30 protein-coding genes are annotated in these 26,275 nt (G+C 34.3%); 25 read left to right on the forward strand and 5 right to left on the reverse strand.

Going from position 1 to position 26,275, the window contains the following annotated elements:
- Positions 1-124: 124 nt before the first annotated feature.
- Both MV052_RS00200 and plsY read right to left on the reverse strand, forming a co-directional pair.
- Entirely contained in the window at positions 125-454 is a 330-nt protein-coding gene (locus MV052_RS00200; protein ID WP_297439738.1) for a dihydroneopterin aldolase, read from the reverse strand.
- Between the two features lie 2 nt (positions 455-456).
- On the reverse strand, positions 457-1,071 hold the full coding sequence (plsY, locus tag MV052_RS00205) for a glycerol-3-phosphate 1-O-acyltransferase PlsY (RefSeq protein WP_297439753.1): 615 nt from the start codon (positions 1,069-1,071) through the stop codon (positions 457-459).
- A gap of 152 nt (positions 1,072-1,223) precedes the next feature.
- Between plsY and nadA the strand changes: the two genes are divergently transcribed.
- The 3 genes from nadA to flhB are packed head-to-tail and all read left to right on the forward strand — an operon-like array spanning position 1,224 to position 4,136.
- Complete coding sequence (gene nadA, locus MV052_RS00210; protein WP_297439757.1) at positions 1,224-2,222, forward strand: quinolinate synthase NadA; 999 nt, start codon at positions 1,224-1,226, stop codon at positions 2,220-2,222.
- The gene (gene nadC, locus MV052_RS00215) at positions 2,219-3,049 is read left to right on the forward strand and encodes a carboxylating nicotinate-nucleotide diphosphorylase (protein ID WP_297439764.1); all 831 of its coding nucleotides are present in this window, start codon (positions 2,219-2,221) and stop codon (positions 3,047-3,049) included. The genes nadA and nadC overlap by 4 nt, the downstream gene beginning before the upstream one ends.
- A gap of 28 nt (positions 3,050-3,077) precedes the next feature.
- Positions 3,078-4,136 carry a flagellar biosynthesis protein FlhB gene (flhB, locus tag MV052_RS00220; protein ID WP_297439768.1) on the forward strand — a complete coding sequence of 353 codons (1,059 nt, stop codon included), beginning with the start codon at positions 3,078-3,080 and terminating at the stop codon, positions 4,134-4,136.
- Between the two features lie 4 nt (positions 4,137-4,140).
- On the opposite strand, the gene MV052_RS00225 is transcribed toward flhB, so the two are convergent.
- Positions 4,141-4,947, reverse strand: coding sequence for a DnaJ domain-containing protein (locus tag MV052_RS00225; protein ID WP_297439784.1), 807 nt, complete (start codon positions 4,945-4,947; stop codon positions 4,141-4,143).
- A 181-nt stretch (positions 4,948-5,128) separates the two neighbouring features.
- On the opposite strand from MV052_RS00225, the gene MV052_RS00230 reads away from it, so the two are divergent.
- The 13 genes from MV052_RS00230 to MV052_RS00290 are packed head-to-tail and all read left to right on the forward strand — an operon-like array spanning position 5,129 to position 16,701.
- A complete protein-coding gene (locus tag MV052_RS00230; protein WP_297439790.1) occupies positions 5,129-5,755 on the forward strand; it encodes a hypothetical protein in 627 nt (208 codons plus the stop codon).
- Between the two features lies 1 nt (position 5,756).
- On the forward strand, positions 5,757-7,127 hold the full coding sequence (locus tag MV052_RS00235) for a M23 family metallopeptidase (protein ID WP_297439796.1): 1,371 nt from the start codon (positions 5,757-5,759) through the stop codon (positions 7,125-7,127).
- An 8-nt stretch (positions 7,128-7,135) separates the two neighbouring features.
- Positions 7,136-8,020: a UDP-3-O-acyl-N-acetylglucosamine deacetylase gene (gene lpxC, locus MV052_RS00240; protein WP_297439804.1), complete on the forward strand. Its 885-nt coding sequence runs from the start codon at positions 7,136-7,138 to the stop codon at positions 8,018-8,020.
- Positions 8,013-8,474 (forward strand): hypothetical protein, encoded by a 462-nt coding sequence (locus MV052_RS00245; RefSeq protein WP_297439810.1) that lies wholly within the window; start codon positions 8,013-8,015, stop codon positions 8,472-8,474. Before lpxC ends, MV052_RS00245 begins: the two co-directional genes overlap by 8 nt.
- A gap of 8 nt (positions 8,475-8,482) precedes the next feature.
- Positions 8,483-9,364, forward strand: a complete 882-nt coding sequence (gene thrB / locus MV052_RS00250; RefSeq protein WP_297439816.1) for a homoserine kinase — start codon at positions 8,483-8,485, stop codon at positions 9,362-9,364.
- Between the two features lie 29 nt (positions 9,365-9,393).
- Positions 9,394-9,651, forward strand: a complete 258-nt coding sequence (locus tag MV052_RS00255; RefSeq protein ID WP_297439820.1) for a hypothetical protein — start codon at positions 9,394-9,396, stop codon at positions 9,649-9,651.
- Complete coding sequence (infB, locus tag MV052_RS00260) at positions 9,641-12,286, forward strand: translation initiation factor IF-2 (RefSeq protein ID WP_297439822.1); 2,646 nt, start codon at positions 9,641-9,643, stop codon at positions 12,284-12,286. The genes MV052_RS00255 and infB overlap by 11 nt, the downstream gene beginning before the upstream one ends.
- On the forward strand, positions 12,287-12,655 hold the full coding sequence (gene rbfA / locus MV052_RS00265) for a 30S ribosome-binding factor RbfA (RefSeq protein WP_297439824.1): 369 nt from the start codon (positions 12,287-12,289) through the stop codon (positions 12,653-12,655).
- A complete protein-coding gene (locus MV052_RS00270) occupies positions 12,652-13,101 on the forward strand; it encodes a ribosome maturation factor (protein WP_297439826.1) in 450 nt (149 codons plus the stop codon). The genes rbfA and MV052_RS00270 overlap by 4 nt, the downstream gene beginning before the upstream one ends.
- Positions 13,095-14,102 carry a bifunctional diaminohydroxyphosphoribosylaminopyrimidine deaminase/5-amino-6-(5-phosphoribosylamino)uracil reductase RibD gene (gene ribD / locus MV052_RS00275; protein ID WP_297439828.1) on the forward strand — a complete coding sequence of 336 codons (1,008 nt, stop codon included), beginning with the start codon at positions 13,095-13,097 and terminating at the stop codon, positions 14,100-14,102. The genes MV052_RS00270 and ribD overlap by 7 nt, the downstream gene beginning before the upstream one ends.
- A gap of 3 nt (positions 14,103-14,105) precedes the next feature.
- Complete coding sequence (gene ubiE / locus MV052_RS00280) at positions 14,106-14,831, forward strand: bifunctional demethylmenaquinone methyltransferase/2-methoxy-6-polyprenyl-1,4-benzoquinol methylase UbiE (protein WP_297439830.1); 726 nt, start codon at positions 14,106-14,108, stop codon at positions 14,829-14,831.
- 20 nt (positions 14,832-14,851) lie between these two features.
- Positions 14,852-16,105, forward strand: coding sequence for an exodeoxyribonuclease VII large subunit (gene xseA / locus MV052_RS00285; protein ID WP_297439832.1), 1,254 nt, complete (start codon positions 14,852-14,854; stop codon positions 16,103-16,105).
- A complete protein-coding gene (locus MV052_RS00290; protein WP_297439835.1) occupies positions 16,102-16,701 on the forward strand; it encodes an FmdE family protein in 600 nt (199 codons plus the stop codon). The genes xseA and MV052_RS00290 overlap by 4 nt, the downstream gene beginning before the upstream one ends.
- Positions 16,702-16,735: 34 nt before the next feature.
- Here the strand turns inward: MV052_RS00290 and sppA are convergent, their stop codons facing one another.
- Both sppA and MV052_RS00300 read right to left on the reverse strand, forming a co-directional pair.
- On the reverse strand, positions 16,736-17,605 hold the full coding sequence (gene sppA, locus MV052_RS00295; protein ID WP_297439837.1) for a signal peptide peptidase SppA: 870 nt from the start codon (positions 17,603-17,605) through the stop codon (positions 16,736-16,738).
- Positions 17,606-18,829, reverse strand: coding sequence for a metal-dependent hydrolase (locus tag MV052_RS00300; RefSeq protein WP_297439839.1), 1,224 nt, complete (start codon positions 18,827-18,829; stop codon positions 17,606-17,608).
- A gap of 132 nt (positions 18,830-18,961) precedes the next feature.
- On the opposite strand from MV052_RS00300, the gene aroQ reads away from it, so the two are divergent.
- From aroQ to mnmA, 9 genes are read left to right on the forward strand one after another with little or no spacing between them, the layout of a single operon-like run.
- The gene (gene aroQ / locus MV052_RS00305; RefSeq protein WP_297439841.1) at positions 18,962-19,435 is read left to right on the forward strand and encodes a type II 3-dehydroquinate dehydratase; all 474 of its coding nucleotides are present in this window, start codon (positions 18,962-18,964) and stop codon (positions 19,433-19,435) included.
- A 7-nt stretch (positions 19,436-19,442) separates the two neighbouring features.
- On the forward strand, positions 19,443-19,931 hold the full coding sequence (gene folK / locus MV052_RS00310; protein ID WP_297439843.1) for a 2-amino-4-hydroxy-6-hydroxymethyldihydropteridine diphosphokinase: 489 nt from the start codon (positions 19,443-19,445) through the stop codon (positions 19,929-19,931).
- Positions 19,928-21,202 (forward strand): flagellar biosynthesis protein FlhF, encoded by a 1,275-nt coding sequence (gene flhF, locus MV052_RS00315; RefSeq protein ID WP_297439844.1) that lies wholly within the window; start codon positions 19,928-19,930, stop codon positions 21,200-21,202. Before folK ends, flhF begins: the two co-directional genes overlap by 4 nt.
- The gene (locus tag MV052_RS00320) at positions 21,199-22,074 is read left to right on the forward strand and encodes a P-loop NTPase (RefSeq protein WP_297439847.1); all 876 of its coding nucleotides are present in this window, start codon (positions 21,199-21,201) and stop codon (positions 22,072-22,074) included. The genes flhF and MV052_RS00320 overlap by 4 nt, the downstream gene beginning before the upstream one ends.
- Positions 22,075-22,093: 19 nt before the next feature.
- Positions 22,094-22,429, forward strand: a complete 336-nt coding sequence (locus MV052_RS00325) for a hypothetical protein (RefSeq protein ID WP_297439849.1) — start codon at positions 22,094-22,096, stop codon at positions 22,427-22,429.
- Positions 22,426-23,112: an RNA polymerase sigma factor FliA gene (locus MV052_RS00330; RefSeq protein ID WP_297439851.1), complete on the forward strand. Its 687-nt coding sequence runs from the start codon at positions 22,426-22,428 to the stop codon at positions 23,110-23,112. The genes MV052_RS00325 and MV052_RS00330 overlap by 4 nt, the downstream gene beginning before the upstream one ends.
- A gap of 1 nt (position 23,113) precedes the next feature.
- A complete protein-coding gene (gene fliM / locus MV052_RS00335) occupies positions 23,114-24,199 on the forward strand; it encodes a flagellar motor switch protein FliM (RefSeq protein WP_297439853.1) in 1,086 nt (361 codons plus the stop codon).
- A 4-nt stretch (positions 24,200-24,203) separates the two neighbouring features.
- A complete protein-coding gene (gene fliY, locus MV052_RS00340) occupies positions 24,204-25,076 on the forward strand; it encodes a flagellar motor switch protein FliY (RefSeq protein WP_297439854.1) in 873 nt (290 codons plus the stop codon).
- A 30-nt stretch (positions 25,077-25,106) separates the two neighbouring features.
- Entirely contained in the window at positions 25,107-26,132 is a 1,026-nt protein-coding gene (gene mnmA / locus MV052_RS00345) for a tRNA 2-thiouridine(34) synthase MnmA (protein WP_297439856.1), read from the forward strand.
- Positions 26,133-26,275: the final 143 nt, after the last annotated feature.

The raw sequence follows: 26,275 nt of genomic DNA on the forward strand, positions 1-26,275 counted from the left end.
TGAAAAAGAATAATATTGCTGTTCTACAGGGACTTAAAAGTGCTTTAGATGGAAAAGCTTACACTCCTGTTGGGGTTGGGTGCTGAATGGTTACAATTTTTTTTAAAAAAATATGAAGTTTCAGTTAAGAAATGAAGTTGTATTTATTGGCTACACTTACGCTACACTCGGCAAGTATAGAGGGTTTTGTTATTTTTAAATATAATACATCAATATTGATAAAATTCTTTTTTAAACTTAAAGATAAATTGTTTAGAGCATCTTCAATGAGCAAAAATTTATTTTTTTTCATAGAGATCTTAATGTGATCAGCAACTTCTGCATAATTAATAAAGTTAATTTTATAATCATATTCAATAGTAAGGTTTACTATAACATCTTGCTCTTGAACTCTTTCAAAATCTAAAATTCCAATAATGCACTGAAATTTAAAATCTTCTATGTAAACTGTCATATTTAGATAACTCTTTTTTCTTGTCCTTTAATAACACGAATGATATTAGGGATATGTTTGTAAAAAAGAATAAAGACTATAAATACAACAGGAGCATGTGCCATCTCTGGGTGGATAAAAAAGCTTGAAATAAGAAGTGCTAAAACACCTGTAAGAGAAGAAACAGAAGAGATACGAAGTGTTTTTGCCATAACACCCCAAACAACTAAAGCAATGATAGTTTCAAGCGGAAGCATAAACATCATAACGCCCATTCCAGTTGCAATACCTTTACCACCTTCAAAGTTTAGATAAGGAGAAAAACAGTGACCAATCACTGCTAAAACGGCAATACCCCATAAAGTCGCTTCACTAAGTCCATAAAAATAAGCAATGATTAGAACAAACACACCTTTAAGTGCATCAAGTGCGAGTGTTGCTATGCCGAGTTTTTTTGCAAGTTTTGGGTTTGTCTCTTTAACGACTCTTAAAACGTTAGTCGCACCGATACTACCACTACCGCTTGCTTTGACATCAACTCCGGCAAACTTTTTAGCTAGTAAAAGACCAAAAGGAATCCCCCCAACTAAGTAGGCTGCTATAAAAAATAAAACATTTGTATTAAATAAAAAATCCATTGATAATCCTATGATTGTAATTTTGCAATTCTACTAAAGATATGATTATAAGCATATAAAGTTATGATTTTTTTCATTTAAGCTCTTTCTCTCAATCTATAAAAATGTTTTTTTGATATAATTGCGAAATTATTAATTTATGAGGACAATTTGTGACTTACTCAAATGAAGAACTAAAAGAAAAAATCATTGAACTGAAAAACAGACTCAGCGTTACTGTTGTTGCTCATTTCTATCAAAGAGATGAAGTATTTGAACTTGCAGATATTACAGGTGATTCACTTGAACTTGCAAAAAAAACGATGGATGATGATGCAGATTTTGTTTTGTTTTGTGGCGTTGCTTTTATGGGACAAAGTGTAAAAGTTCTTTCTCCTCATAAAAGAGTTGTAATGCCAAAAATTGCTTGCTGTGCAATGGCGCGAATGATAGACTCTTTGTATTATGATGACTCAGTAAAGTTTTTGAATGATAGAGGAATAGCAAGCGAAGATATCCTTCCTATTACATATATTAACTCCAATGCGGATGTCAAAGCAAAAGTCGGTGAGATGGGCGGAATGGTATGTACAAGCTCAAACGCAAAGAAAATCATAACAAAAGCACTTGGAGAAGGTAAAAAAATACTCTTCGTGCCAGATCGCTGTCTTGGTCAAAATATAGCAAATCAAATGGGACTAAAATCTATGGTCATTGGGCAAGAAGGTGATCCAAAAGAGGCAGATATTATCTGTTATGACGGTTTTTGTTCTGTTCATCAGCTTTTTACAGTGGAAGATATAGAGTTCTATCGTAAAAAGTTTCCAGGTATTTTGATAGCAACCCATCCTGAATGTGATCCTGCAATTTGTGATGCAAGTGATTTTGTTGGTTCAACTTCACAACTCATTAAGTACATTACAGAGTTGCCAGAGGATCAAAAAGTAGCTGTTGGAACTGAATTTAATATGGTCAATCGTTTACGTCCAAAAAATACTTATGTATTGAGTTCAACAAAACCAGAATGTCCAACAATGAATGAAACAACTTTAGAAGATGTTTATCTAACACTCAAAGCTATTGATGATGGTGCCCCAATCAATGAAATAGAAGTAGATGAAAAAACACAAAAATGGGCGAAAATTGCTTTAGAGAGAATGTTGGCATTATGATTGAAGCATTTGTAAACGCAGCATTAGCTGAAGATGTTGGGCGTGGAGACTTGTATGCTTTAGTTGAACCTGCAGTGGCTGCAAGTGCAAAGATTATCGCGAAAAGTGATGGTGTTGTTGCTGGAAGAAAATACATCGATGTTTTAGCAAAACAAGAAAGTTTTGCAATACAATGGCATAAAGACGACAGTGAAACTTTCATCAAAGGTGAACTCTTAGCAGAGATAAAAGCAGATTCACATACGCTTCTTCGTTGTGAACGTACCATTTTAGATATGCTTTTACATGCGAGTTCTATTGCAACATTGACAAGAAAGTATGTGGAGATGATTGCTCCGTATAATGTGAAACTATTAGACACAAGAAAAACAAGACCTATGCTTCGTGTATTTGAAAAATATGCAACACGTTGTGGTGGTGCTGTAAATCATAGAATGGGTTTAGATGATTCTTTGATGATAAAAGACACCCATCTTAAAACGATAGAAAATTTGTCAGAGTATATTCAAAATGCAAGAAAAGTCATTCCTTTTACTGCTAAAATAGAAGTAGAAGCTGAAACACTTTTTGTTGCCGAAGAAGCGATGCGAGCCAAATGTGACATCGTAATGTGTGACAATATGACTCCGGCTCAAGTTGAAGAGGTTACTGCGTTTAGAAATGAAAACTATCCACATATCCTTCTTGAAGCGAGTGGAAACATCTCTCTTGATACGATAGAGAGTTATGCCAAGACGGGTGTAGATGCAATTAGCTCTGGGTCTATGATTCATCAGGCAAATTGGATAGATTTATCAATGAAAATGGACTCAAAAAATCTATTGTAGATTTTTTGAGTTCTTCTAGGATATAATAATGGCAGATGATGCTGAAAAAACAGAAGAACCCACCCCCAAGAAGATAGAGGATGCCCGAAAAGAGGGGAATGTTCCAAAATCTCAAGATGCTTCAGGCGTTATAACTCTTTTTGTAGCAATACTTGCGATGCTTTTGCTTTTTCCTTTTATGGCAAAGCATATGATTATTCTTTTTAAATATTACTTTTCTCTTATTGGAACCCACTTAGATAAACTTTTCATGATTGATGTTGCCATTGTGACCATTCGAGAATTTTTACTCATGGTTATGCCTTTGGCGGTCGCTGTCGCTGTTGCTGGGGTGATAGCTGCCTTAGCACAGTTTGGATTTTTGTTTACGACTAAAGCGGTGATGCCAGACTTTAAAAAAATAGATCCTATAAAAGGAACAAAGAGTCTTTTTTCATTAAAAAAGCTCCTTGAAGGGGTGAAGATTACCTTTAAATCTTTTACTACTTTAGGAATTGGTTTTGTATTTTTCTTTTATTTTATTATCGAATTACCAACAGTCGCACTCTTTGGCCTGCATGACCAGCTTATGTGGCTTAAAGAGAAGATGCTTATCATCGCTTTTGTGATGCTTTTTATCATTTTTATTTTTGCAATTATAGATATTATTATAGTGAGAAAACAGTATTTTGATGGCTTAAAAATGTCTAAACAAGAGATTAAAGATGAGATGAAAAATATGGAAGGGGATCCTCTCATCAAGTCAAAGATTCGCCAAATTCAGATGCAGGCATCGCAAAAAAGAATGATGGCAGAAGTTCCAAATGCAGATGTAGTTATAACAAATCCTACACATTACGCAGTCGCAATAAAATATGATGAACAAAAATCACATGCCCCTATTGTGGTAGCAAAAGGGATGGATAACATCGCCTTACAAATAAAAAAAATAGCTAGAGAAAACCATGTCCATATCGTACAAAATCCACCACTTGCAAGATCACTTTACAAAGAAGTGGAAGTAGATAAAACCATTCCTGAAGCGCTTTTTGGTGCTGTTGCTGAGATCTTGGCTTATGTCTACAAGATGAATGGCTCTAATCGCTAGTTTTTTACTTTTTTGCCTCTTTGATTACTTCATACGCTTGGTTTATCTCTTGTGTTTTAGCGGTTGCTTTTTCTATATATGACTCATCTTTATCTTGTGATTTTAGAATATCAGGATGGTATTGTCGGATCAGTTTTCTGTAGGTCTTTTTAATAAGGTTGATATCATCATCTTCATTGACACCTAAAATCTTAGCTGCTTCTGCTAGGCTCATAGATTGTTGTTTATTTTGAAGCATATTTTGAAATTTATTCAGCATTGCATTGTATTGATCAGGAGTGATGTTTAGCTCAGTTACTATTTGATTTAAAACTCTCTCTTCATCAGAACTCATTCCATTTCCAACAGATGCAAGTTGAATTAAAAATCCTAGATACTGTCTCCGTTTTAGTACACTACGACCAAGGAGTTTGTTGAGTGCTTGAGCAATTGCTTTTGTGTTATCCTCTCGCTCTTTTTCTTCGTTAAATATTTCTTTTAAAATAGTTCTTGTTTTTTCTTTGTTTTCAAATATAGAAGAGATGTCATCAAACATGATACTGATAAGTTGTGCTTCAAGCTCATCTACTCTTCCATCAGCTTTTGCAACTTTTGCAACAAGGGCAACAAAAAGACCGAGTTCACTCTCTCTAAACAACTCTTTTGAACTAGAGATTTTTCTCAGTTTGTTTTTCATGCTTATTTTATAAAGTTTGAATGCTAGATAAAGCGCAGCAATGACTCCAAGCGTCACCCAAATATTTACAATAAACAAGTAGTAAAACACCACTAAGGTTATTGCTAAATATATTAATTTTTTAAATTTAATCATTTTAATCCATTTTTACTAAAGTAATCAGATTTTAGCAGAATTTTTGTTTTATTTTGAGTAGATTCTTGAACAATATTGTAAATATGTTTATAAAATGAATAAGAAATAGTATATAATTTCACACAAAAAAAGAAGATACTTGATCCCTCTAAAGAAAATAGAATTAGCTAAGCATATAGTATTGATTTGTAAAGAAGAATCATTTGCAAATGCAAATGCACTTTATACTTATATACTTACGCTCCATAAGAAAGTATCCCTAGTCAGTGATGAAACATTCATGAGTAAATATGCTTTTTTACCATGGCATGACAAAGTGCGTTCTCATGTGCCGGCATCGTCAGATATGATACTTGAGGTTTCAGTAGATACTTTAGATTTGTACGCATTTTTTAATGAAAATAGCGTCAAGATAAATCAAAAAATGGCAACGTCTTTGTACGCAGGACTGATGATGCAGTATGATTGTCCTAAACGCAGTAACTGTGATAGTATTGTTTTTACTGCGTTTAGTGAACTGATAAAACTTGGTGCAGAGTATAAACAATGCGTGAAGTATCTTCAAAACTGGCAAGCGCTCTCTTCACTGCGTTTAAAAGGGATTTTGTATACAAATATGTCTCTTTGTGAAAATGCCACCGTTGCTGAGGTTTATGTGTGTGACGCAGATCTCAAACGCAGTGGTGCAGATATGAAAGAAGCCAAGCGTATTATGAGTGACTTTTTATCTTTGGCGCATGTTCAAGAAGTGCGTTTGCTTAAAAGTGATGCAAATAACAAAATAATTAAATCAATAAAGGAAGTGTAATTTGAGAAAAAGAAATAACAACTCATCATTTATCTCGCTGTTTATCATGATGGCAATTTTAGGAGGGGGATTATATATTTACTTCTCGTCAACTTTTGAAAGAAATAAGCCTGTGATTACTTTAAGCGATAACAATGGTTATTGGAATTTGAAAAAACCACTTCATTTAAAACTAGAAGATGATAGTGGAATAAAATCTTATAAAGTTCTTATGAAAAATTCGGAAGGTGATACGACTTTAGTGTATGAAGAACTCCTTGTAGCCCAAAAACTTGTTGATTTAAATATCAAACCACCACGTGGCTCATATGCTTTAAAAGATAAAGAGATTCAGATAATAGTGCAAGCACAAGATGTTAGTAAATGGAACTTTTTTAAAGGCAATATTGCAGTAGAGTCATATAAACTTGTGATTGATAAAAAAAGACCACAATTAAGTATAGTCAGTAACTCTTATAAAATTTCTCGTGGTGGTTCAGCCCTTGTGATCTTCAAAGTAAGTGATGATAATCTTGAAGATTTGTATATAGAATCAAATCATGGAAAACATTTCAAAGCAGAACCTTTTTATAAAGAAGGATACTACATTGCTCTTTTAGCATGGCCGGTACAAGACAATGGATTTAAAGCAACTGTAGTGGCTAAAGACAGTGCCGGTAATGTTGCAAAAGCTTATGTACCTCTTTATCTGAAAATGAAACAGTACAGAGTTTCTAAGATTAAGCTTTCAGATAAATTTCTCAAAGGAAAAATAGCTGATTTAGCAGAAGAGTTTGAAGAAACACAGGGAGTAGATAACTCTCTTGAACAGTTTAAAATTATCAACGAAGATGTAAGAGCAAAAAATGAGGCACTTATTCATAAATTTACTTCTGTTGTTCCTGATGAAATGATTAGTACTTTTAAAATGAAAAAAATGTATCCATTGAAAAATGGTCAAGTAGTCGCGCGTTTTGGTGATCATAGAAAGTATTATTATGATGGACAGTTTATCTCTGAAGCGTATCACTTAGGTCTGGATTTAGCGAGTCATGCAATGGCACCGATAAAATCTACAAATGGTGGGAAAGTTGTTTTTGCTGATTATAATGGACTGTATGGAAATATGCCTATTATTTCTCATGGACTAGGTCTTTATACTATCTATGGACACTGCTCAAGTCTTGATATTGCCGCAGGTGACGAAGTGGCACCAAGAGAGAAGATAGCTAACACTGGTAAAACTGGATACGCGATGGGTGATCATCTTCACTTTGGCGTTTTAGTGCAAGGAATTGAAGTGCGTCCTCAAGAGTGGATGGATAAAAAGTGGATAAAACTTAATATTGATGATATAATAAAAAAAGCTAAAAAAATAATTAACGCTAAATAGGGGTTCTTATGTACCAAACAACAATAAAAAAGAGTGTAGAACTCGTAGGGATAGGTCTGCATAAAGGCTCTCCTGTTAAACTAAGACTTGAACCTTTAGAATCAAACAGTGGCATCGTATTTTACAGAAGTGACGTTGATGTCTCAATACCCTTAATCCCTGATAATGTTGTTGATACAAAAATGGCGACAGTAATAGGTAAAGATAATTTTGTTATTTCAACGATTGAACATCTTCTCTCAGCGGTATATGCGTATGGTATAGATAATCTTCGTGTTATTGTTGATGCTGATGAGGTACCAGTTATGGATGGAAGTAGTGCAAGTTTTTGTATGCTTTTAGATGAGGCTGGGATAAAAGAGCTGGACGTACCTAAAAAAGTAATGATTATTAAAAAAGAAGTAGAGATACAAGAGGGAGAAAAGTATGTAAAACTCTCTCCTTCCCCAGATTTGAATTATGATTTTACTATTAAATTTCCACATCCTGTGATTCAAAAACAGGCATATGTGCTAAAGTTTACAAAAGAGAGTTATAAAAATGAGATTTCTCGGGCAAGAACTTTTGGATTTTTACATGAAGTACAGTATTTGCGTTCAAAGGGCTTAGCACTTGGTGGATCTCTTGAAAATGCAGTGGTATTGGATGAGAAAAAGATACTCAATCCTGAGGGACTGCGTTTTAGTGATGAATTTGTTAGACATAAAATTTTGGATGCTATAGGTGATATGAGTCTGATTGGTATGAATTTTATAGGAAACTATGAGGCACTTGCAGGAAGCCATGACTTAAATCATAAACTAACACTTGAACTTTTAAAAGATGCAGAGAATTATGAAGTGGTTGAGCTCGTAGGTGAAAAAACAAAAGAGTTAGAAAAAGCATATGCTTAAAAAAGTCGATGTACTTGCTATCACGCTTACTTCTCCGATTTTAATCGGTATATATGAAAACCAGAAGTTGATAGAAACGATACAAAGTCAAGAAAAAAGTTCAGATATTTTACCTTTGCTTTTTCGTGATATTTTAAAAAAGTATGAGGTGCAAAAACTCTTATATGCCAATGGTCCGGGAAGTTTTATGGCGATAAAAGTTGCCTATATATTTTTAAAGTCTATTAGTATCATCAAAAAGATACCACTCTTTGCTACAGATGCTTTTTATTTTAATAAAAATCAGCCAATAAAAGCGGTAGCAAAGTTGTATTTTGTTAGAATCGCATCAGAAATAAAAACTCAAAAATTAGAAACAGTGCCTGAAGCTAGCTTTAGGCTTCCAGATGTACTTGATTATAATGAGTTTAGTACAAATACGGCGCCACTATATATGATAGGTGCAGTCGGATAGGAAAATTAGTGACAATAAGCGTACCAGCAACTTCAGCAAACTTAGGACCAGGTTTTGATACTTTAGGTTTAGCAGTTAATCTTCGAAACAGAGTAGAGTTTCATCCTTCAAAGTTTTTTAGTGTAAGCATTAAAGGCGAGGGTGAAGATAACCCTAGACTCAAGGGAAATAATCTTTTTATCAGTATATTTAATGAGCATTACACACGCTTGACAAAGCATAAACAAAATTTTAAATTTACATTTTATAATCAAATTCCAATGTCAAGAGGCTTAGGCAGTTCTTCGGCTGTTATAGTTTCTGCTGTAGCTTCTGCTCATGAAGCTGCTGGCATTAGAGTTTCTAAGCGTAGAATTTTAAATCATGCTTTGGTATACGAACCTCATCCGGACAATATTACTCCAGCAGTAATGGGTGGGTTTAATGTAGCAACTATTGAAAAAAACAAAGTTTTTTCTCAAAAAAAACATTTGCCTGATTATTTAAAAGCAGTGGTTGTTATACCAAACAAGCAGATGAATACTGCTAAATCTCGTTCAGTTTTACCAAAATCATATTCAAAAGAAAATTCGATTTATAATCTTTCTCATGCCTCTTTGACAGTTGCAGCATTTTTTAATGAAGATTGGGAAATGTTGAAGCTTGCTGCACAAGATAGGTTTCACCAAAAAGCAAGAATGAAAACTCTACCAGAGCTGTTTAGTGTACAAAAAGTGGCGTATGAAAGTGGTGCTTTAATGAGTACGCTCTCAGGAAGTGGTTCTACATTTTTTTCTATGGTGTATGATGAAGATACGGCTATGATTTCAAACAAAATGAAGCAAAAATTTCCAGACTTTTCAGTAAAAGTTTTGGATTTTGATAATAATGGGCTTATGATAGAACGATAGTCTATCAAATAAAGCAATATTTAGATATAATGGCGAAAAAATTTCATCTACCGACTCGAATGTGCGTCTCTTGCAGAGTAAAAGGCGCACAACATGATTTTTTAAGGCTTCAATGTAAAGATGAAGAATTAAAAAGTTTTACTGGGACTGGTAGAAGTTTTTATTTATGTAAAAGTTGTCTTGATGATGAAAAAAAACTTCCAAAAGTGCTTATGCGCCAATGTCGAAGTAAAGAAAAAGACAAATTTATGAACAAACTAAAGGAGATCATCACTGATGACAGATAAAGTTAGTGTAAAAGAAATTGCAGACGAGCTTGGTATAGCTTCTAAAGACGTTTTAGAAAAAGCTAAGAGTATGGGTATTGAAGTAAAAGCTGCACAAAGTAAAATAACTATGGAACAAGCAGAGTCTATAGCGAACTACATTATGAATGGCGAACCTGCAGCACCTGCTAAACCAAAAGTAAAAGTTAAAAAGCAAGAAAAAGCTCAAAGTGATACTCCTGCAGAAAAAACTGCGCCTGAAGAAAAAACAGAAATCAAGACAGAAATAGAGAAAGTTGTACCTGATACTGAAAAAACAACGCAAGTTGTTGAAGAGAAGACGGTTGAAAAAGTAGCAGTGGTGGAAGAAAAAGCTTCAGAAGAACAAGCAAAAGCTTCAGAAGAAGAACAAGCACCTACGAAAAAAGCAGCAGTTAAAACTACTTTAAAAGTTGTACAACCATCTACTAGACCTGCTATCAAACGATCTGGCCTTAAAATTGTTAAGAAGAAAAAGCCAAAAGTTGAAGAGTCATATTCTATGCCTACAAAACAAGCTTCCGTATCTTCATATGGTAAAATGAGTGCTGAAGTTCTTGAAGAGTTAGCTAAAAAGAAAAAGTCATCTTCAAGACAATCTCCAACTAGCAAGAAAGATCAAGGCAAGAAAATTGATATTTTTGGTGGTTCTTTAGCGGACGTATCTATGGATATGGATGATCAAGTTGTACTGCTCGATTTAAACTCTACTGAACGTGCACCTCTTCCACCAGAAGAAGCAAGAAGACCAAGAACGCCAAAACCAGCTGGTAGAAATGCAAATAAAAAGCAAGCACCTCGTGGTAGAAAAGTTTCTCGTGATAAGAGAAAAAAATATGCGAAAGTATCACATGAAGACGAAGTTGTTACTCATGTGGAAATTCCTGAAGATATTCGTGTTTATGAATTTGCAGAAAAACTAAAACGTCCAATGTCAGATATCATTAAAGTTCTTTTTGATCTTGGTATGATGATGACTAAAAATGACTTTTTGGGTGCAGATGAGATCGAAATTTTAAGTGAAGAATTTGGTGTTGAAGTCACAATTGTTGATCCTAAAGATGAATTTAATTATGTAGAAGAGACAAATGTAGAAGATCCAGATGCCGAGGAACGTGCTCCGATTATTACAATTATGGGACATGTTGACCATGGTAAAACTTCATTACTAGATGCTATTCGTAAAGCTAAAGTAACTGAGGGTGAAGCTGGTGGTATTACACAGCATATAGGTGCATATACTATTGAGCAAAACGGTAAAGCTATTACATTTATAGATACACCAGGTCATGCTGCGTTTAGTTCAATGCGTCAACGTGGTACGGATATTACTGATATTGTAATTATTGTTGTTGCTGCTGATGATGGTGTAAAACCACAAACGTTAGAAGTTATTAAAATAGCAAAAGATGCTGGTGTTCCAATAATTGTTGCATTAAATAAAATGGATAAAGAAACGGCTAATCCTGACTTGGTTAAAGGTCAAATGGCTGAACATGGTATCTCTCCTATTGATTGGGGTGGGGATGTTGAATTTGTTCCAGTTTCTGCAAAATCAGGTATGGGAGTTGATAATTTACTTGAAAATATTCTTTTAACAGCTGAAGTGCTAGAACTTAAAGCAAATAAAAATGTTCCTGCTAAAGCAGCAGTTGTTGAATCTTCTTTAGAAAAAGGGCGTGGTCCAGTTGCCACTGTCATTGTTCAAAATGGTACACTAGAAATTGGAAACAATGTCGTTTGTGGTAGTGCATATGGTCGTATTAAAGCGCTTATTGATGATAATGGTAAACAGGTTAAATCTGTTCTTCCAAGTCATACAGCTGTAGTAGTTGGATTAAATGAAGTTCCAGCTGCTGGTGAAATTATGATGACTATGAAAAGTGATAAAGAAGCTAAAGAGTATGCACATAAACGTTACGAATATGAAAGAAATAAAGAACTCTCTAAATCAACGAAATCGACTTTAGAAGATATGACTTCAATGATAGCAGAAGGGAAACTTAAATCTCTTAAAATTGTACTCAAAACAGATGTTCATGGATCTCTTGAAGCTATTAGAAGTTCACTCAACGAGCTTAGAAATGACGAAGTTAAAATTGACATCATCTCTAGTGGTGTTGGTGGAATTACTGAAAGTGATGTTGAACTTGTTGGAAACTCTGAAAATTGTGTTTTACTTGGATTTAATGTCCGTCCTACTGGTTCTGTAAAAGCACTAGCAAAACAAAGAAATGTAGATATTAGAACTTATTCTATTATTTATCAATTACTTGATGATATGACGGGTATGCTTACAGGTATGATGGCACCGAAATTTACAGAAGAAAATACTGGTCAAGCAGAAGTTAGAGAAGTATTTAAAATTCCTAAAGGAATGGTTGCTGGTTGTATTGTTAATGACGGTAAACTTATCCGTGGTGGAATGGTTCGTGTTATTCGCGAAGGTGTTGTTACTTATGAAGGAGAACTCACTTCCCTTAAACGCTTTAAAGATGATGTGGAAGAAGTTGGTAATGGATACGAATGTGGTGTTGTTATCAGTGGTTATGATGATGTTATCCCTGGTGATGTTCTTGAAACATTCAAAAAAGTTGAACAAAAAATCTCTCTCTAGATGAATGAAGCACAAATAAAGCTAAAAAGAACAGAAGTTCTTTTAGCTGAACTTATCCCCGAAGCATTAAGTCAATTAAACGACAAAAGACTCCATGAACTTACCGTCATAGAAGTGACATGTTCACGTGGTAGAAGTGATGCAAAAGTCTATATTGATCCAAGTAGTTTTAGCGAAGAAGATAAACGCGTCTACATGAAACAATTGAGAAAAGCAAGACCTTTGGTCGAAGACTTTTGTCTTAAAGATCAAGGTTGGTATAGATGTCCAAAACTGACATTTGAGTTTGATGAACAGTTGAAAAAATCACAAAATATTGAAGATTTATTTAAAAAAATAGCAAAAGAACATAAAGAGGAAGAATCATGAGTTTACAAAGCGATATAGAATCAATAGTGAAATCTGTTGGATTAGAACTTTATGATACAGTTGTTGTGAGTGAAAATGATGAAACAATTTTTCGTGTTAGTGTTATTTCAAATGAGATGAAAGATGGTAAACGTAAAGGTGTAAGTCTTGATGAATGTGTTGAACTTACCCATCTTATCTCTCCTCTTTTAGATGTGACACCACCTGTTTCAGGTGAGTATAGATTTGAAGTTGGAAGTCCTGGAATTGAAAGGAAAATGACTACTATAGATCATTTTAAAAAATCTGTGGGTGAAAATGTGAGTTTACTTCTTTTGGATAAAGAAAAAATAAAAGCAAAATTATTAAAAGTAGAAGGAAAAACACTCTATTTACAAAAAGATGATGCAACTATTGAAGTTGATTTTAACGATGTAAATAAAGCAAAGACTTACTTTGAATGGTAATAGATCATAGCTTTTATATGAGGCTTGCCTTGAGAGAGGCATGGAAGTATCAAGGTATGACATATCCAAACCCTGCGGTTGGGTGTTGTATCTTGGGCAAAGATGACAATATCTTAGCTGTAGAAGCACATCATAAAGCTGGGGAACCTCATGCAGAAGTGAATGCCTTGCAGCAAGCTTATTATAAACTTACAGATGATGATGCTATTTTAGCATTGAAAAATTCAGCAGATATACACTCTTACTTATTGGTCCATCATAATGGTATATTTTCTAACTCTTCTCTTTATACAACCCTAGAACCATGCTCTCATTATGGTAAAACACCTTCTTGTGCTTCACTGATTGCTGAGCTTGGAATTAAGCAGGTATATATTGGCTCGAATGATATGAATAAGCAAGCTGCAAATGGAAATAGGATTTTATCTTTACATTCTTGTAATGTAACAACAGAACTTCTAAAAGAAGAATCAGAGGCTCTGCTTTATCCATTTAAGAAATTTTTAGATTCAAGATTTATATTTTTTAAATGGGCACAAAGACTCAACGGGACTACAGATGCTGGTATAGTAAGTTCAAAAGAATCAAGAAAACACGTTCATGCTTTAAGAGATGTTTGTGATTTACTCGTCATTGGTGGCAATACTGTAAGAACAGATAGACCAACACTTGATGCAAGAATGGTTCATGGCAAAGCGCCTGATATTTTAATACTTTCACGAGAACAAGAGTTTGATGAAACTATACCACTGTTTTTAGTAGAAAATAGAAAAGTTTATATAGCAAATAATTTTGAAATACTTCAGAAATACAAAAATATCATGATTGAAGGAAGTGCTAAAATGTTCGAACTTACTCGTCATATGGTAGATTATTATTTATGCTATTTAGCTCCAAGTTTTGGTGGAGAAGAGGGCTTTAAAAGTGTTGAAGAGAAATTTGAGATTTTAAATGTCAACAAAGAAGAGAAAGATATAATTATGTGGATGAAAAGGATATAACTAATGAGCGAACAAAAAGAGCAAAAACAAGAAAAAATTGTATCAATGTTTGATGACATCGCGCCAACGTATGATACTGCAAACCGTGTGATGAGTATGGGCGTTGATAAAAGCTGGAGAAGAAAAGCTTGTGATTTGGCATATAGATACAGTGCAAAAGATTCTCTTGATCAAATTGTTGATGTAGCCTGTGGTACGGGCGATATGATGGACTTTTGGAAAAAACAAGCTGAAAAATCAAATATTGCTATTTCAGAAATTGTTGGTGTTGATCCATCTGTTGGAATGGTCGATGTAGCTCGTAAAAAATATCCTGAATTTAATTATCATATATCCAAAGCAACGCAAATACCACTTGAGGATGCAAGTGCGGATATTTTAAGTATTACTTATGGTATCCGAAATGTAGTAGAGCGTGAAGATGCACTCAAAGAGTTTAACCGTGTACTTAAAAAAGATGGACTTATTGTAATACTCGAATTTATGAAAAATGAAAACCCATCATTTTTAGGAAAAATTAGGGACTTTTACATGAATAAGATCCTTCCAAAAGTGGGTGGATTTATTTCTAAAAACCTTGAGGCCTATGAATATCTTCCAAATTCTATAGGTGATTTTTCAACTGTAGCAAATATGCAAAAAGAATTAAAAGAAGCTGGCTTTGATGTACTCTATACACAAAGTTTTTCGATGGATATCTCAACACTTATCATTGCCCGTAAAAAATAAGTGATTAGGTAAACGCAGTAATGAATGTTTTAGCAGTATCTGCACTTAATGAACAAATCAAAACTGTCTTAGAAAGTACCTTTGAGAGAGTCTTCATAGAAGGTGAACTCTCTCGTATTACTTTTCACAACTCCGGACATATTTATTTTACATTAAAAGATAATAGTTCAGCTATTAGTGCTGTTATGTTTCGTGGGAATGCTTCAAAATTAAAGTTTCGTCTTGAAGAGGGGATGAAAGTTGTTGTTGATGGTGCTATCACTCTTTATAAACCTCGTGGAAGTTATCAGGTAAATTGTTTTTCAATCGAGCCTGCAGGACAAGGTGCATTAGCTGTAGCCTATGAGCAACTCAAGCAAAAACTTTCATCTCAAGGCTATTTTAATCCTGAACGTAAAAAACAACTGCCAAAATTTCCCGAGTCTATTGCTCTTGTGACTTCTGCAACTGGTGCCGCTTTGCAAGATATGCTCCGTGTTGCGAACTCAAGATACCGACTACTAGAAGTTGATGTTTATGATGTTGTTGTTCAAGGACAAAACGCTGCGTTTAGCATTGCCAATGCTATCAAAATTGCAGATACAAAAGGCTATGACATCATTCTTATTGGACGTGGTGGTGGCAGTATCGAAGATTTGTGGGCATTTAATGAAGAGGTGGTAGCAGATGCAATATACCATGCAAAAACTCCCATTGTTTCTGCTGTGGGGCATGAAATAGATTGGCTTATCAGTGATTTTGTATCAGATTTACGTGCTCCTACTCCAAGTGCAGCAATGGAGATGATATTGCCTGATACAAATGAACTGTATCAATACCTTGACTCAATTCAAACGCAGCTCTCACAAAAAATAGATCAAAAAATTTATAATCACACACAAGAACTAACACACGTAAAGAACTCCTATATGCAACACTCAGTTGAAAAAAAGCTAGAGTATAAAAAACAAGAGACAGTGAAGCTTCAAGAGGATTTTAGACAAACTATCTCGCTTAAAATGCAGAGTTATACTAAAGAGCTTGCGTCTGTCAGACTAAGATTTCCTAATGTTATAGAAAGTGTTGTAAATATTGCGCAAAATCAACTTTTGTCTTTACAAAAAATGCTAGAATCCAATAATCCAAAATATAAAAATAAAAAAGGCTTTGCTCAAATTGTAAAGGATAAGAAGGTTGTTGATTTGTCGTCTTTAGAAGTTGATGATATATTTCAAGCACAATCTGATAAATATATTATCAATGCAAAGGTCTTAAAAAAGGAAACTATTTCATGAATTATCCAAAATTTTTCGACTCAATAGAAAGTATAAAAGTAAAAGACCCATTAGCACAAGTTCTAGGGGCTTTTTATAATGGTGAATATGAGATAACATATCTCGAAGTAGTAAAAGCAGCTGGGCATTCATGTCCTACGGTTGCAGGTGCCTATCTCATGGCATCTCAAGCGATTAAAGAGTTATACCCTGATAGCCGTGGGGTAAGAGGAAACATTAAAGTTGAATTTGCAGAATCTTTAGAAGAAGGCGTAGCCGGTGTTGTTGGAAATGTTATTTCACATATTGCCGGTGCTACGGATAAAAGTGGGTTTAAAGGTCTCAAGGGGCAGTTTGCAAGACGCTCTTTAATGTTTTATAACTCTGACATTGAATCCTCTGCCAAATTTACAAGAGTAGATACTGGTAAAAGCGTAGATATCAATTATAAGCATGCAAGTGTGCCTGCAGATAAAGAGATGATGCCTCTTATGCAAAAACTCACATCTGGTAGTGCAACAGCAGAAGAAACAAAACTTTTTGGTACTCTTTGGCAAGAGAGAGTTCAGAGAATATTTGAAAATGTAGATAAAGTTATAGAAGTAGCTGAGTCTTAGGACTAAGTTTTACACTTTATTAAATTTTGATTCCTTATTTTAGTATTAAATCAGGAAAGTAAGTATTTAACATAGCTGCTGTGGAAGCGGTGAGCTTTTTCATCAGTCTATCAAATTTATCTTCTTTGTTCCATACTGCCTTGGTAACGCCACTCATTATTTTCAGTTCATTTTTTGCATCGTACTCTACACCAAGCTCATCTACAAGACCTACATTTTTAGCTTGCATAGCAGTAAATATATGCGCATTGGCATAACTATTTTGTTTTTTAATATCAAGGTTTCTCGCTTGTGCCACATCACTTACAAACATCTGGTATGTCCCCTTGATGACTTTGTTGAGTTCTGCTACTTCATACTTTTTCCAAGGTCTGTCCGGTGTTCCTATTTGTTTATAAAGTCCAGCTTTTACAACTTGCGTTTTAACACCAAGCTTTTCCATGATACCGCTTAAGTCTGCACCTTGCATGATAACACCGATGCTTCCTATCATACTTCCTGGGTTAGCAATGATTTTATCTGCCCAAATACTAGCATAATAACTGCCACTCGCCATTGTGCCTTTAGCATAGGCGATCACAGGTTTTTTATCATGAAGTCTTTTGATAGCATAGGCTATTTCAATAGAAGGAGAAACAGCTCCTCCTGGAGAATTTACATTTAAGAGAACACCTTTTATATTATCGTTGTCACAAGCTTTATTTATTTTTTCTACTATTTCAGTAGAGTCCATTATTGGACCATTCAGATTAATCGTTTGAAGATTGTATGGTGTAAACTCTTTTTCACTTGTTGGAGCAAAGAGTATAACTAAGAGTAGGACAAAAAGCATTGCTTTGAAATGATTTTGTATATAACTCATAGTTGCAGTAATCGGTGAAAATAATTTTTTTATAAAATTCATTTAGAGTGTTCCTTTTTCCATTTTTCCATTGATAAAAACTTTAGAGATATTATAGCGATGAAGGATTAAATGAAGAGCTAACTCTTCATTAGGTTCATTATCTAAGTCCAAAACAAGCATATCTGCATTTTTACCTTCAGCAATTTCTCCCGAGTTAAGTCCAAGCGCCTTAGCTGCGTTTAGAGTCACACCACGAAGCAGTTGCTTTGCAAACTCTAGGAGTGGGGCAGAGCTGTGCATAAACAGAGAAATTTTCATCTCCTCAAAAAGATTGAGTTCATAGTTGGAACTTAAACCATCAGTGGCTACAATCCATGGAATATTTTTATCGTTGAGTTCTTTGATATTAAGTGTAGGATTCCCTAACAATCTATTTGAAATTGGGCAATGAATAATAGTATGTTTTTCTTTAGCAATGGCATTGAGTTCTTCTTCATTTGTATAGACAGCATGTGTTAAAAGTGTTTCATATCCATTAAAGTAGTTAAGAAATTCTTTTGCATCTGTGACACTTTGTTCTTGTTTTAAAAGTGTGTGAAAAAACTCTTTGAACTCTCCTTCACTCGAATCAATCCAGTTGCGTTCAGCTTCACTTTCCATAAAATGAGCAGTGAGTTTGAGCTTTTCTTTACGTACAATTTGCAGTGTTTTTTGTATCAAAATAGGATGTACAGAATAGGGCGAATGAATCGCAACAGCAGGAATGAATCCCTCTCTTTTTATCGTTTGTGAAGCTTCTAGTCGAGCGAGAAAGTCTGAGTACAGTGCATCGGCCATCGCTGCTTGAGAACCAATTAGCTCGTTGAAAAAAACAACATTTTGTTTCGCGTTCGCACAAGCTTCAAGATCCATTGCATGAGAGCTAATCGCACCAATAGTCGTGATTCCATTATCAAGCATAGAGTCAATGGCTTTGCTCATGCAGTCGATGTCACAGTTCTCCATGAGGTCTTCTCGGTGTTCAATAACACTATAAAGCCAGTTGATAAAATCTCCATAACTAAGTTGGTTTTTATTTGCTGAAAATTCAATGTGAACATGAGCATTGATGAGACCAGGCATCAGTAGTGAATTTTTTTGAAGTTCAATCACTTGTGCATTTGGAAATTCAGACTTTAGTTGATCAAGTGGCGCAATTTTTTTAATCTCTTTGTCAAATGCAAGTGCTTTATTCTTTAAAAGTGTATCGGGTGTAAGTATATAGTTTGGTGATAGTATTGTCATTGTTTTCTCTGTATAGAATTTAAAAGAGATTATACACTTTTTAATTTTAAGATAGTAAGTTTCACACGTAGGTACTTGTTTTTAATCTATTTTTAGATAAAATAATCTTCTAAAATTTTAAAAAGGTTAAAAATGAAAATAGTAGTAATTCAAGGTCCAAATTTAAACATGCTTGGTGTTCGAGAACAAAATATTTACGGTCCAATGAAGTTGGAACAAATTCATGCTCAGATGAAAGACGTGGCAACTCAAAATGGTGTTGATATAGAGTTTTTTCAAAGTAATCTAGAAGGTGAGATAGTTGACAAAATTCAAGAATGCTATGGTGATGCGCAAGGTATTATTATCAATGCAGCTGCGTATACACATACTTCAATTGCGATTAGAGATGCAATTTCTGCAGTTAGTCTTCCTGCTATAGAAGTTCATATCAGTAATATCCATAGACGTGAAGATTTTAGAGCAAAAAATATGATTGCACCTGTTTGTACTTCATCTGTTGTAGGTTTTGGACCATTTGGTTACCACCTCGCGATGATGGGAATGCTACAAATTATGAATGAAATTAAAGCTGCCCAAGAAGCACAAGCTGCACAACAAGCATAGTTGAAACATGTATATCAAACGCAGTATAAATGAAAAATTAAAAACTTTTTATAGTTTGCGTTTTCCTTTTTCTACCTCGCCTAAGCACACTCATAGATATGAGGTTGTGGTAGGGATTGGTGGAAATGTCGGTGATGTGAAACGTAGGTTTGAACATCTTTATTTTGAACTTAAACGTGAAAAAAGAGTAGAGCTTATCAAGACTTCGTTGATTTTAAAAAATCCTCCATTTGGTTATGAAAAACAAGATGATTTTTTTAACTCAATCATTGTTCTAAAGACATCAGCCCAGCCTAAAGAATTCTTAGCGTATCTTATGCGACTTGAGAAGAAGTTTGGTAGAAAAAGAAGTTTTGCAAATGCACCAAGGACATTAGATTTGGATATTATATTTTTTGATAATCGTAGTATAAAAAGTAAAAACTTGACAATTCCTCACCCTTCTTGGTCTGAGCGGGAGAGTGTCGTAATTCCTTTAGCAGGTGTAATGAGATGAAGATATTAACTTTTACAGGGAGAACGCCTTCAGAAGCTTTAAAAAAAGCGAAGATGGAAATTGGTGATGAGGGTATGCTTATTGAAACCAAGGAGATACAGAAAAAAGCTCTTGGAAGAGAGGCTTTGTATGAAATAGTCATAGGTATTGATGAAAGTATGCTCCCGGTTGGCTACGGAAAAACTGCAAAACCTTTAAAAACAAAACATTCGCTAAAAGAAGAAAGCAAAGATATTTTATTTGATATTTCAAACGCAGCAAAGCAGATATCTGAGATATCCAAAGTTACACAACCAGTGGATAATCTTTACGGTGAAACAAGTGCTGCAAATGGATTTACAGAGTCCAAAGAACTCAAAGAGATAAAATCTGAGATAAATAAACTGACTGATAAAGTAAAAATTATTCAAAATATGTTCTGGGATGAAAAATCACCTGATTTAGAAAATCAAATTCCATCTGAGTTTGCAGAGATTTATCGCCTTGCATCTCAAAGCGGAATGAATCAAGAACATCTTCATGAACTAATGCAGGTAACACTTGAGCATATGCCGCTAAAAATGCGTGAAAACTCTACAACTGTCAAGCGTTATTTTCAAACTATTTTAAGAAAAATGGTTCCAATTAGACGAGAAAACCCTGTCAGTGTTGGGAATAAAAAAGTTATTATGCTTGTTGGCCCTACTGGTGTTGGCAAAACTACTTCTATTGCAAAGCTTGCAGCAAGATATTCTTATCTATTAGAAAAGAAGTATAAAGTTGGACTTGTTGTTTTAGATACTTACCGCATTGGTGCTGTTGAACAACTAATGCAGTATGCAAGAATGATGAAGCTTGGTATTGAGACGGTTGTTGACCCTCCAGAATTTTCAACTGCATTAGAGTCACTAAAATATTGTGACTATATTCTTATTGATACAATGGGTTCTAGTCCTTATGATAAAGGAAAAATTGAAAAAATTTATGAATGTTTGAATGCAAATCAAACACATTACAGTGTTGATGTTGTTTTAGTTATGCCAAGTTCTATCAAATATGATGACTTGAAAATTACTTATGATAATTTTGCAACACTCGGGGTAGATACTTTAATGTTCACAAAACTTGATGAAACTCGAGGCTTTGGTAATATTTTTTCTCTTGCTTATGAGACTAAAAAACCAATTAGCTATTTTTCAGTAGGACAAGAAGTGCCAGAAGATTTAGTATGTGCAAACAGTGACTTTTTAATAGAATGTTTACTCAATGGATTTAATAGGAGCAAAGTATGATAGGACATCAAGCACAAAAGCTTGAAGAACTTGTTGCTTCAAATGCTGATAAAAAGTCAAAAAAAACACGTTTTTTAGCCATTACAAGTGGTAAGGGTGGCGTTGGGAAAAGTACCATCAGTTCAAACCTTGCCTATATGCTTTCTCAGCAGGGACTCAATGTTGGAATTTTTGATGCAGATATTGGTCTTGCAAATCTTGATGTAATGTTTAATGTAAAGATTAAAAAGAATATTTTGCATGTCCTAAAGGGTGAAGCAAAGGTGAGTGATATTCTTATCCCTATTACTCGTAATCTTATTTTAATTCCTGGTGAAAGTGGTGATGAGATTTTAAAATACTCAGATATGGCGCTTTTTGAACGTTTTATGGAAGAAGCGCAGGTTTTAGACAAGCTTGATATTATGATCATAGATACTGGAGCAGGAATTGGTGAGCATATTCAGATGTTTCTAAACGCAGCAGATGATGTTGTTGTTGTGACTGTTCCAGATCCTGCTGCAATTACTGATGCGTATGCAACTATCAAGACTATTGCAACGCTGCGAGATGATGTTAGCGTTATTATGAATCAGGTTAAAAATGAAAAAGAGGCAGTGGGAGTTTTTGAAAAGATTAAAAAAGTTGCAAAAGCGAATATTGGTGGGAACTTAGATCTGCAGTTGTTAGGGAAGATTAATTCAGATGTAAAAGTTTCATCATCGGTCAAACAACGTTCACTCTTTACTGCTGAGTACCCAAATTCGATTCCATCTAAAGATATGGAAGCGATAGTAAGAAAAGTTGCGCTTAAGCTGGAACGAAATGTGCTGGTTACATCAAATGAAAGTGGTCTCTCTGGTTTATTCAAGAGATTGATTGACCATTTTTAAGTCGATGTTGGGGTAGTTGATGCTTGGAGAAAATTTTGTTTATTTTTTTACTGTTCAGGGGTTCTTTGTTGGAATAATTTTTGGCATACTCAAGTCTATGGATGCAGAAGGATTGTTGACATACACTTTTTTGATTACAATATTCTTCTATCTTTTTTCTCATATTATTATCGCGCTTTACTACAAAACAATTGCAGCTAAGGCATATAACTTTCCAATTGATACCCATGAAAAAGATTTAGATTTTTTTGTCAAAGAGATAAATAAACGTGAAAAACTTATCGATTCAGCATGTAAGATTACAGATGCAGTAGTACAAATGAATGCGGATGATCTTGCAGGAAAAAAAGTATGATACAAAATGCTTACCAACAGGACCTAAAGCATCAAGAAGATGAACTGGCCCTTCAATATCTTCCTGCCGTTAAAGCAATGGCATATAGATTAAAAGAGAGACTTCCCAGTTCCGTTGATTTTTCTGATTTATCGGCTATTGGGACAGAAGAGCTTATAAAACTTGCAAGAAGATATGACGAAAAAATAAATGATTCATTTTGGGGATATGCAAAAACAAGAGTTTATGGCGCAATGTTAGATTATCTTAGAAGTTTGGATATTTTAAGTAGAGCGAGTCGTAAACTTGTTAAAGCAATAGACTATATTGTCCAAGAACATATGTTGACACATGATGAAGAACCTACCGATGAAGAACTTGCTCTCAAACTTAATGAAAGTGTGGAAAAAGTACATGACGCCAGAATTGCTTCAAATATCTACACTGTAATGCCTTTACATGATCAATTGCAAGTGGGTGATGAAGGTGCTGCCCTGTCTCAGGTTGAAAAAGATGAGCTCGTTGAGGTAATAAAAAAAGTTCTCTCAGGATATAAAGAGAGAGAGCAAATGATTATTCAGTTGTATTATTTTGAAGAGTTGACCCTTAAAGAGATAAGTAATATACTAGATATAACAGAGTCGAGAATATCACAAATCCATAAATCTGTGATACAAAAAATTAAAGAGAGTATAGGAGCATAAAATGGCAGATATACTTTCACAAGAAGAGATTGACGCACTACTCGATGTAGTAGAAGATGAGGGTGAAGATGTTTTAGAGAGTAGTGATGATAATCTTCTTCCTCAGCGTCAAGTTACTTTATATGATTTTAAACGACCCAACAGGGTTTCCAAAGAACAACTACGCGCATTTCGTGGTGTACATGACAAAATGGCAAGAAGTTTAGCTTCTCAAATATCATCAATTATGCGCTCAATTGTTGAAATACAACTGCATTCAGTGGATCAAATGACTTATGGTGAGTTTTTGATGTCTTTACCTAATCCTACAAGTTTTAATGTTTTTTCTATTAAACCTTTGGAAGGAAGTGGTGTTATAGAGATAAATCCTTCTATCGCTTTTCCTATGCTTGATCGTTTGTTAGGTGGAAAGGGAGAGCCCTTTGATGCAACAAGAGAATTTTCAGATATAGAACTGAGTCTTTTTGAAACAATTCTTCGTGTTATGATGAGTACCTTAAAAGAGGCATGGGGTCCAGTAATGGAGGTATACCCTACGATTGAGTCAAAAGAATCAAGTCCTAATGTTGTTCAAATTGTTGCACAAAATGAAATTGTGGTTATGGTTGTAATGGAAATTATTATAGGACATAGCTCCGGCATGATGAATATATGTTATCCTGTAATTTCGCTAGAACCGATTTTACCAAAGCTCGCTTCAAGAGATTTGATGTTAAATGAAACTAGTTCTAAAAAAAGTAGGAATACAGAGTTAAAAGTATTACTTGGTGGAGCAAAAGTAAATATTGAAGCAAATTTAGGTGATGCAGATTTAACTATGCATGATATACTTGAGCTACAGGTTGGTGATGTTATTCGACTCTCTAGTGCAGCGGATGATGTCGTGACGGTATCTGTTGATGGAAAAGATAGATTCTTGGGTGAGATAGGCTTACGAAGATTTAGGAAATCTATTAATATTACTGAGATAATAGAAACTGAAAAAGATGCAGTGAAGCGCACTTTAGAAAAATTAGAAGAGCAAAGACATACAAAAATATCTGGCGTGAAAGATATCATATATGATGATTTAGAAAATGAGGAGTAGGTAGATGAGTGGTTTTATAAAACTATTTGAAGATGAAACTGTTGGTACAATAGAAGCACTTGTCGGGGAAGCTCCGACACTTGAGTTACAAGAAGAACAAGAGTTAAGTATTATTTCTAACATTGTGCCACCAATCGTTTTAGCAAGAATTAAAGTCAGTGGTGATATAGATGCTCAAGCGATGGTTGCATTTCCTCCTAATATGGCAGCTTCTTTATCAGATATGATGATGGGTGAAGAAGCAAGTGAAAGAGAAGATGTTAGTGATGATGATTTAGATGCATCAAAAGAGATAATCTCTAATATCTTTGGGGCTATATCTACAGCACTTTCAGGACAAAAAGAGCTACCTATTTTGTCTTTTAGTATAGAGAGTATTGAACTTGTTAATGACAATGGAGAAGTGAGTTTAGAGTCTTTTAGTAAAATGTTCGTTTACAAGTTTTCTTTGGCAAACTTACATGCAATGATGATGTTTATTATTGACGATAAGTTAAATGAAGGTCTTTTTAAAGTAGCATCTAATGAAAGTTCTAATGTTTCAAACGCATTAGACGCTGGAAGCTCTGATAATAATTGCGCAGAAGATAGTGTTAAGCTCTCAGAAGAAGAATTGAAAAACATATCTTTAATTATGGATGTAAAATTACCAGTTCGTGTTAGAATTGGAAAAAAAAGAATGCTTTTAAAAGATGTACTTAATATGGATATTGGTTCTGTAATTGAGTTAAATCAATTGGCGAACGACCCTCTAGAAATTCTTGTGGATAATCATGTAATAGCACAAGGGGAAGTTGTAATTGTTGATGGAAACTTTGGTATACAAATAACATCAATTGGAACAAAGAAAGAAAGATTGAAACAGTTAAAAGCTTAGTTTAAGATTTTAGCAAAATATGGGGAAGAGATGAAAGAAAAAGTTTTAGTTGGAATGAGTGGTGGTGTCGATTCGACTATTACATCGTTATTATTAAAAGAAGAAGGGTATGAAGTAGAAGGTTTATATATGAAACTTCATTCAAAACCAGGATATCATGAAATACATCAGGCTCGTGCGCAAAAAGCTGCAGATTTTGTTGGTATTAAACTCCATGTACTTGATTTACAAGAGATATTTAATGAAAAAGTTTTTCAACCATTTATAGAGAGCTATGCTGAGGGTAAAACACCAAACCCATGTGCTTTGTGCAATAGAAACTTAAAATTTGGTGAAATGATTAAATATGCTGATGAAATTGGTGCGCAGTATTTAGCAACTGGTCACTATATTAAAACAGATGGTAAGTATCTGTATGCAGCAGAAGATGATACAAAAGATCAAAGTTATTTTTTATTTTATATCAATAGAGAGATTTTACCGAGACTTAAATTTCCACTTGGTCAAAGACATAAAAAAGACATTAAAGAACTAGCTGCCTCCATTAAAGGCCTCGAATCATTTTCCTCACAAAGAGAATCTAGTGAAATATGTTTTGTAGAAAGTACATATACAGATCTTTTAAAAGAGTATGTGCAAGTTGATCAGATTGGTGAAGTTTTAGATCAAGAGGGCAATGTCGTTGGAGAGCATAAGGGTTATATGCATTATACCATTGGTAAACGTAAAGGCTTTACTGTCCATGGCGCACATGACCCTCATTTTGTTTTAAAGATAAATCCTGAAAAAAATCAAATAATAGTAGGAAAAAAAGAAGATTTAGCATGTTTTAATGTAAAGCTTAATAATTTAAATATGTTTGATGACAGAAAAGAGTTTGATACTACAGTTAAATTAAGATATAGAACAAAATCCGTAAGGTGTCATGTGCAAATAAAAAATGAAATTGCAGAACTTACATTAGAAGAGGGTGTGTTCGGTGTAGCAGTTGGACAAGCAGCAGTGTTTTATGATGATGATAAACTTATTGGCGGTGGTTGGATTATAGAATCTTAAACCATAAAACTAGTGCAAATAAACAAATTCAAAACATTTCCCAAACTCCCCCAAACATTAAGCTACATCTAAGCAACACTTCTCTATAATTCCCATCCACAAACAGAGAGACCTTGTTTAAAAGGCCTAGAGAGACTTCGAGT

This window comes from Sulfurimonas sp. (genome assembly GCF_026988655.1).
In the GTDB taxonomy this organism is placed as follows: Bacteria; Campylobacterota; Campylobacteria; order Campylobacterales; family Sulfurimonadaceae; genus Sulfurimonas.

Coding starts and splice junctions, on each gene's coding strand:
- MV052_RS00200 (WP_297439738.1), bottom strand. CDS start 454: ATGACAGTTTACATAGAAGATTTTAAATTTCAGTGCATTATTGGAATT.
- plsY (WP_297439753.1), bottom strand. CDS start 1,071: ATGGATTTTTTATTTAATACAAATGTTTTATTTTTTATAGCAGCCTAC.
- nadC (WP_297439764.1), top strand. CDS start 2,219: ATGATTGAAGCATTTGTAAACGCAGCATTAGCTGAAGATGTTGGGCGT.
- flhB (WP_297439768.1), top strand. CDS start 3,078: ATGGCAGATGATGCTGAAAAAACAGAAGAACCCACCCCCAAGAAGATA.
- MV052_RS00225 (WP_297439784.1), bottom strand. CDS start 4,947: ATGATTAAATTTAAAAAATTAATATATTTAGCAATAACCTTAGTGGTG.
- lpxC (WP_297439804.1), top strand. CDS start 7,136: ATGTACCAAACAACAATAAAAAAGAGTGTAGAACTCGTAGGGATAGGT.
- MV052_RS00245 (WP_297439810.1), top strand. CDS start 8,013: ATGCTTAAAAAAGTCGATGTACTTGCTATCACGCTTACTTCTCCGATT.
- MV052_RS00255 (WP_297439820.1), top strand. CDS start 9,394: ATGGCGAAAAAATTTCATCTACCGACTCGAATGTGCGTCTCTTGCAGA.
- infB (WP_297439822.1), top strand. CDS start 9,641: ATGACAGATAAAGTTAGTGTAAAAGAAATTGCAGACGAGCTTGGTATA.
- rbfA (WP_297439824.1), top strand. CDS start 12,287: ATGAATGAAGCACAAATAAAGCTAAAAAGAACAGAAGTTCTTTTAGCT.
- MV052_RS00270 (WP_297439826.1), top strand. CDS start 12,652: ATGAGTTTACAAAGCGATATAGAATCAATAGTGAAATCTGTTGGATTA.
- ribD (WP_297439828.1), top strand. CDS start 13,095: ATGGTAATAGATCATAGCTTTTATATGAGGCTTGCCTTGAGAGAGGCA.
- ubiE (WP_297439830.1), top strand. CDS start 14,106: ATGAGCGAACAAAAAGAGCAAAAACAAGAAAAAATTGTATCAATGTTT.
- xseA (WP_297439832.1), top strand. CDS start 14,852: ATGAATGTTTTAGCAGTATCTGCACTTAATGAACAAATCAAAACTGTC.
- MV052_RS00290 (WP_297439835.1), top strand. CDS start 16,102: ATGAATTATCCAAAATTTTTCGACTCAATAGAAAGTATAAAAGTAAAA.
- sppA (WP_297439837.1), bottom strand. CDS start 17,605: ATGAATTTTATAAAAAAATTATTTTCACCGATTACTGCAACTATGAGT.
- MV052_RS00300 (WP_297439839.1), bottom strand. CDS start 18,829: ATGACAATACTATCACCAAACTATATACTTACACCCGATACACTTTTA.
- aroQ (WP_297439841.1), top strand. CDS start 18,962: ATGAAAATAGTAGTAATTCAAGGTCCAAATTTAAACATGCTTGGTGTT.
- folK (WP_297439843.1), top strand. CDS start 19,443: ATGTATATCAAACGCAGTATAAATGAAAAATTAAAAACTTTTTATAGT.
- flhF (WP_297439844.1), top strand. CDS start 19,928: ATGAAGATATTAACTTTTACAGGGAGAACGCCTTCAGAAGCTTTAAAA.
- MV052_RS00320 (WP_297439847.1), top strand. CDS start 21,199: ATGATAGGACATCAAGCACAAAAGCTTGAAGAACTTGTTGCTTCAAAT.
- MV052_RS00325 (WP_297439849.1), top strand. CDS start 22,094: ATGCTTGGAGAAAATTTTGTTTATTTTTTTACTGTTCAGGGGTTCTTT.
- MV052_RS00330 (WP_297439851.1), top strand. CDS start 22,426: ATGATACAAAATGCTTACCAACAGGACCTAAAGCATCAAGAAGATGAA.
- fliM (WP_297439853.1), top strand. CDS start 23,114: ATGGCAGATATACTTTCACAAGAAGAGATTGACGCACTACTCGATGTA.
- fliY (WP_297439854.1), top strand. CDS start 24,204: ATGAGTGGTTTTATAAAACTATTTGAAGATGAAACTGTTGGTACAATA.
- mnmA (WP_297439856.1), top strand. CDS start 25,107: ATGAAAGAAAAAGTTTTAGTTGGAATGAGTGGTGGTGTCGATTCGACT.